The organism is Phenylobacterium sp., from assembly GCF_044372605.1.
Lineage (GTDB): Bacteria > Pseudomonadota > Alphaproteobacteria > Caulobacterales > Caulobacteraceae > Phenylobacterium.
Window position 1 is genome coordinate 1 of sequence record NZ_JBILRO010000279.1, and the last position, 4,102, is coordinate 4,102.

General features: G+C 65.0%; 5 protein-coding genes and 1 pseudogene. 3 read left to right on the plus strand and 3 right to left on the minus strand.

Annotated features, from left to right (window positions below):
* Positions 1-548, plus strand: a pseudogene (locus tag ACIQ42_RS16670) (selenoprotein O); the annotation flags it as partial.
* On the opposite strand, the gene ACIQ42_RS16675 reads toward ACIQ42_RS16670, so the two are convergent.
* From ACIQ42_RS16675 to ACIQ42_RS16685, 3 genes are read right to left on the minus strand one after another with little or no spacing between them, the layout of a single operon-like run.
* A complete protein-coding gene (locus tag ACIQ42_RS16675; RefSeq protein ID WP_397423365.1) occupies positions 460-1,398 on the minus strand; it encodes a DMT family transporter in 939 nt (312 codons plus the stop codon). The pseudogene ACIQ42_RS16670 and the gene ACIQ42_RS16675 overlap by 89 nt on opposite strands.
* Positions 1,391-2,215, minus strand: coding sequence for a tRNA glutamyl-Q(34) synthetase GluQRS (gluQRS, locus tag ACIQ42_RS16680; RefSeq protein WP_397423366.1), 825 nt, complete (start codon positions 2,213-2,215; stop codon positions 1,391-1,393). Before gluQRS ends, ACIQ42_RS16675 begins: the two co-directional genes overlap by 8 nt.
* Before the next feature lie 8 nt (positions 2,216-2,223).
* Entirely contained in the window at positions 2,224-2,853 is a 630-nt protein-coding gene (locus tag ACIQ42_RS16685) for a TetR/AcrR family transcriptional regulator (protein ID WP_397423367.1), read from the minus strand.
* A gap of 55 nt (positions 2,854-2,908) precedes the next feature.
* Here ACIQ42_RS16685 and ACIQ42_RS16690 point away from each other — a divergent pair, with 55 nt between their 5' ends.
* Together ACIQ42_RS16690 and ACIQ42_RS16695 are read left to right on the plus strand one after the other, a co-directional pair.
* Positions 2,909-3,094: a hypothetical protein gene (locus tag ACIQ42_RS16690; RefSeq protein WP_397423368.1), complete on the plus strand. Its 186-nt coding sequence runs from the start codon at positions 2,909-2,911 to the stop codon at positions 3,092-3,094.
* Between the two features lie 510 nt (positions 3,095-3,604).
* A partial coding sequence (locus ACIQ42_RS16695; protein WP_397423369.1) for an HNH endonuclease occupies positions 3,605-4,102 on the plus strand: 498 nt, incomplete at its 3' end.

Genomic DNA, 4,102 nt, shown 5'->3' on the forward strand with positions numbered 1-4,102 from the left:
TCTGGAATCTGCAGCAACTGGCCGGGTGCTTCTCGCTGGTGAGCAACAGCGAAGCCCTGGTCGATGCGTTGAACGGCTTTGGACCGGCCTATCGGCGCGCACTCATGGACGCCATGCTGTCGCGGTTGGGCGTTGGGTCCGAGGGAGATGACGCCGACGCCATCCTGGTTCAGTCCGCCTTTCAGGCAATGGCTGAAGGCGGTCCGGCGCTGAGGTGGGAACCGTTCTTTTTCGACTGGTTCTGCGCCGGCGAGGATCGCGCCCTGGCTGGGCCCAGAGGCGGGTTGTACGCAACCCAGCCGTTCCTCACGTTCCGCCAGTGTCTGGCCGCTCATCCCCCTGTGCGCCCGGAACGACTGAGGGACGCCTATTTCGCCAGTCCCGAGCCTGAAGAACTGTTGATCGATGAGATCGAGGCGATCTGGGCGCCCATAGCCGAGGCGGATGACTGGTCGGCGTTCAGCGCAAAGCTGGCTCGGGTGGAGGCGGCGCGTCGGGCCTGGGGCCTTGTTCCGCCTTGGGGCGAGACGCCCATTGCGCCAGGATGACGGCCAACAGGGTGACCATGGCGCCGGTCGCCTGCAAGGGCCCGATGGCCTCGGCGAACAGCACCCACCCCAGTGAAGCCGCCACGACCGGCTGCACCAGCACCACCACTGAGGCGGTCGATGTCGGCAGCCGCCCCATAGCCCAGGCGATGGACCCCTGTCCGCCCACATGCATCAGGCCCAACCCTGCCAGCGCGGCCCAGCCGAGGGCGCTGGACGGCAGGATCGGCTCGCCGGCGAGCAGGGCTGCGACCAGCAACAGGGGGGCGCCAACGATGCTCACCCAGAACATCAGCTGGCTGGCACCGTGGGACTTTCGGCCCTGCGCCATACACAGAAAGTAGAATGCGTACCAAAGGGCGGTCAGCACCGAAAGCCCGTCGCCCAGGGGCTGGTTGACCAGAGCCCCGCTGCCCTTTTCGAAGGCCATGACCCAGGCGCCGCCGGTGGCCGCAGCCACTGCCAGCAGGAACAGGCCCGTGGGTCGCTGCTTCAGAAAGATCCAGGCAAAGGCGGTGACGACGATCGGCGTCAGGTTCGACAGGACGGTGGCGTTGGTCACCGACGTATAGTGGATGGCGTAGTGCCAGAAGCCGAGGTCCAGGGCGAAGAACAACCCCGCCCAAAGCGCCATGACCGGGGGACGCCCGATGCCGCCTGTATTACGGACCGTCAGGAGTGCGAGCAGGGGAAGCGCCAGAGCCAGTCTCCAGAATCCCGCCGCCGCCGGCCCGGCTTCCGTAAGTCGAACGAAGATCGGCGATAGTCCGATCACACAGGCGCCGAACAGCAGCACACCCACGGCGCGCCAGTCCATGCGCGCTGCCGGTTCCGCCGTCGTCTCAGTCAAAGCCCAGTTCCCCCTTCAGCTCTGCCGCGCTCATACCGCGTTCGCGCAAAGCGCGCAGGCTTTCTGCGCCGGTTCGCTTGGCAAGCCTGTGACCTTCGGCATCCAGCAACAGGGGGTGATGCTGATAGGTGGGTGTCGGCAGGTCGAGGAGCGCCTGCAGCAGGCGCTGAACGTGGGTGGCCTCGGCCAGGTCGGCTCCCCGGATAACGTGTGTGATCCCTTGCAGGGCGTCGTCCACCACCACGGCCAGGTGGTAGGCCACCCCCACATCCTTGCGGGCCAGAACGATGTCGCCGCCTGGTTCAGGGTTGGCGGTGAAAGTCTGGCCAGAGTCTGAAAAAGTCAGGCCCTGCCATCCGCCCAGGCGCTGCCTTGCCGCATCCAGGGAAAGTCTCCAGGCAAAGGGTTCACCGGCAGCCAGTCGCCGGGCCTCCTCGCGGGCGGGCAGGGGCGCGCTGCGAAAGGCTTCAACAGCGCCGTGGGGCGCAGAGGTCATCGCCTGAGCGATTTCTTTCCGGGTGCGGAAACAGCGATAGAGCAGTCCATCGGCCTCGAGGCGTGTGAGGGCAGATTGGTAGTCCGCCATATGCTCGGACTGACGTCGGACCGGGGTCTCCCATCTGAGGTCCAGCCAGGCCAGGTCTTCGCAGATCGCCGCCTCGAATGCGGGCCGACAACGCGTCGCGTCAATATCCTCAATGCGGAGCAGGAACCGGCCGCCTGCGACCCGGGCTGCCTGATGCGCCGCCAGCGCAGAGAACGCGTGGCCGCGATGCAGATAGCCGGTGGGCGAGGGGGCGAAGCGGGTGACGAACACCCGCCCAGTTAGCAGTCCTGATGCGGTTTGGGGAACAGGCCCATATGGCTCAGCACCGCCTCGAAGAACGGCCGTTCGCCGCCGAGCTCGGTCTTCAGGTGGTCGAACTGCTTGAAACTCGCCATTTCGGCCAGGCCGTGCGCGCCGCACCAGGCCGCCACGCCGGCGAGCTCCAGGTGTCGATCCTGCTCGGGGTCGGCGCCATTCTCGATCATGGTGTCGCGCACCATGCAGTAGGCGCTGTCCTTGTTCGACTGAACGTCCTCGGGCATCTCGTCCTTGTCGCGAGCAGCGTCGTACATGACGCGATAGAGCGCGGGGTTGTCGCGGGCGAAACAGACGTAGGCGATGCCCAGGGCGGTCAATTGCTGCATCCCGGTGGTGGCGGCCTTGGCGGCGGCCATCTGGGTTCCCAGAATATCCCAGCCTTCGCTGGCGATGGCGTCCAGCAGCTCGGCCTTGTCCTTGAAGTGGTGATAGGGCGCGGCCGGGCTGACCCCGGCCTCACGCGCCACGGCGCGCAGAGACAGCGCGCTGGGGCCTTCGGTTTCCAGCAGGCGTCGGGCGGCGTCCACGAGGGCGCGCGTGAGATCGCCGTGGTGATAGGGGCGTGGTCCAACGCTTTTGGCTTCGCTCATGACATTACCATAAGTTCATACGAGCCCGCTGTACACACATCTTGACGGCGCTCAGATGGGTTCCTATCTGAGCGCTGTTCAAATAAGAAACACCCTCAAATCGATGGGGGTCCATGAAACTGAAAAGGTGTGTGTCATGTCTCTTGAAAAGTTCGAACGGCTCGTTGATCGCGCGGTTCCGGTGTTCCTCCTGTCCCTCGGCCTGATTGCGGCCTTCGGCACGGCGACGCTGAGCGCCTGATGGTCCTTTGGACCGGCGTTGATACCCGTGAGAAGGGGGCCCGCGTGGCCCCCTTTTTCGTTCCTCGCTGAAACGTTGATGTGCAGAAACGCATATCGGATCGGCAAAATCAGTTATCTGTGCAGTGTTCAGATGGTGCTATCTAATCGCTGTCCAGATGGACGAGGGGCTCGGATCAACCGGGCCCGAACCTGAACGGAGACCTGCCATGATCAAGCTCTTGAACCACATTCTCGACCTGAGCGTTTCCTTCGCCGTCCTGGGTCTGACCCTGACCATCGCTGGCGCCACCGCCGGCCTCGGCGTCTGAACTTGCAACGCGGCTGGAGCCTCGTCCGGACGCCGTCCCGGGCGAGGCCACAGGCCCGATCTCAGGCTCGTGTCGTCGTAGAGTTGTCTCCGAATCGAGCCTATAGTTTCTGAAATCGTCCGATCTTCTCCAGAGGGTGTTCGTCTTCAGGTCCACGCTCAACCCCATCATCAGGTCTTTCCACCGCAGCGGGCGCCGCCATGCAGGTGGTTAGCCACGCGCCGACGGGCTGGCCCTGTCTGGTGCTCAACGCCGACTTCCGGCCGCTCAGCTACTATCCGCTTTCACTCTGGCCCTGGCAGGATGTGATCAAGGCGGTGTTCCTGGACCGGGTCGATGTGGTTTCCACCTATGACCAGATGATCCACTCGCCCTCCTTCGCCATGAAGCTGCCGAGCGTGGTGTCTCTCAAGCAGTACGTGACCCAGGATCGGCCCCCGGCGTTCACCCGGTTCAACCTCTTCCTGCGCGACGGCTTCACCTGCCAGTACTGCCCGTCGACCGATGACCTGACCTTCGACCACGTTATCCCGCGATCCCGAGGGGGCCGGACCACGTGGGAGAACATCGTCACGGCCTGCGCGCGCTGCAACCTGACCAAAGGCGGCCGCATGCCGGCGCAGGCGCAGATGCACCCCCGCCAGAAGCCCCGCCGCCCCACCGCCCACGAACTGCAGAACCGCGGCCGCCGCTTCCCG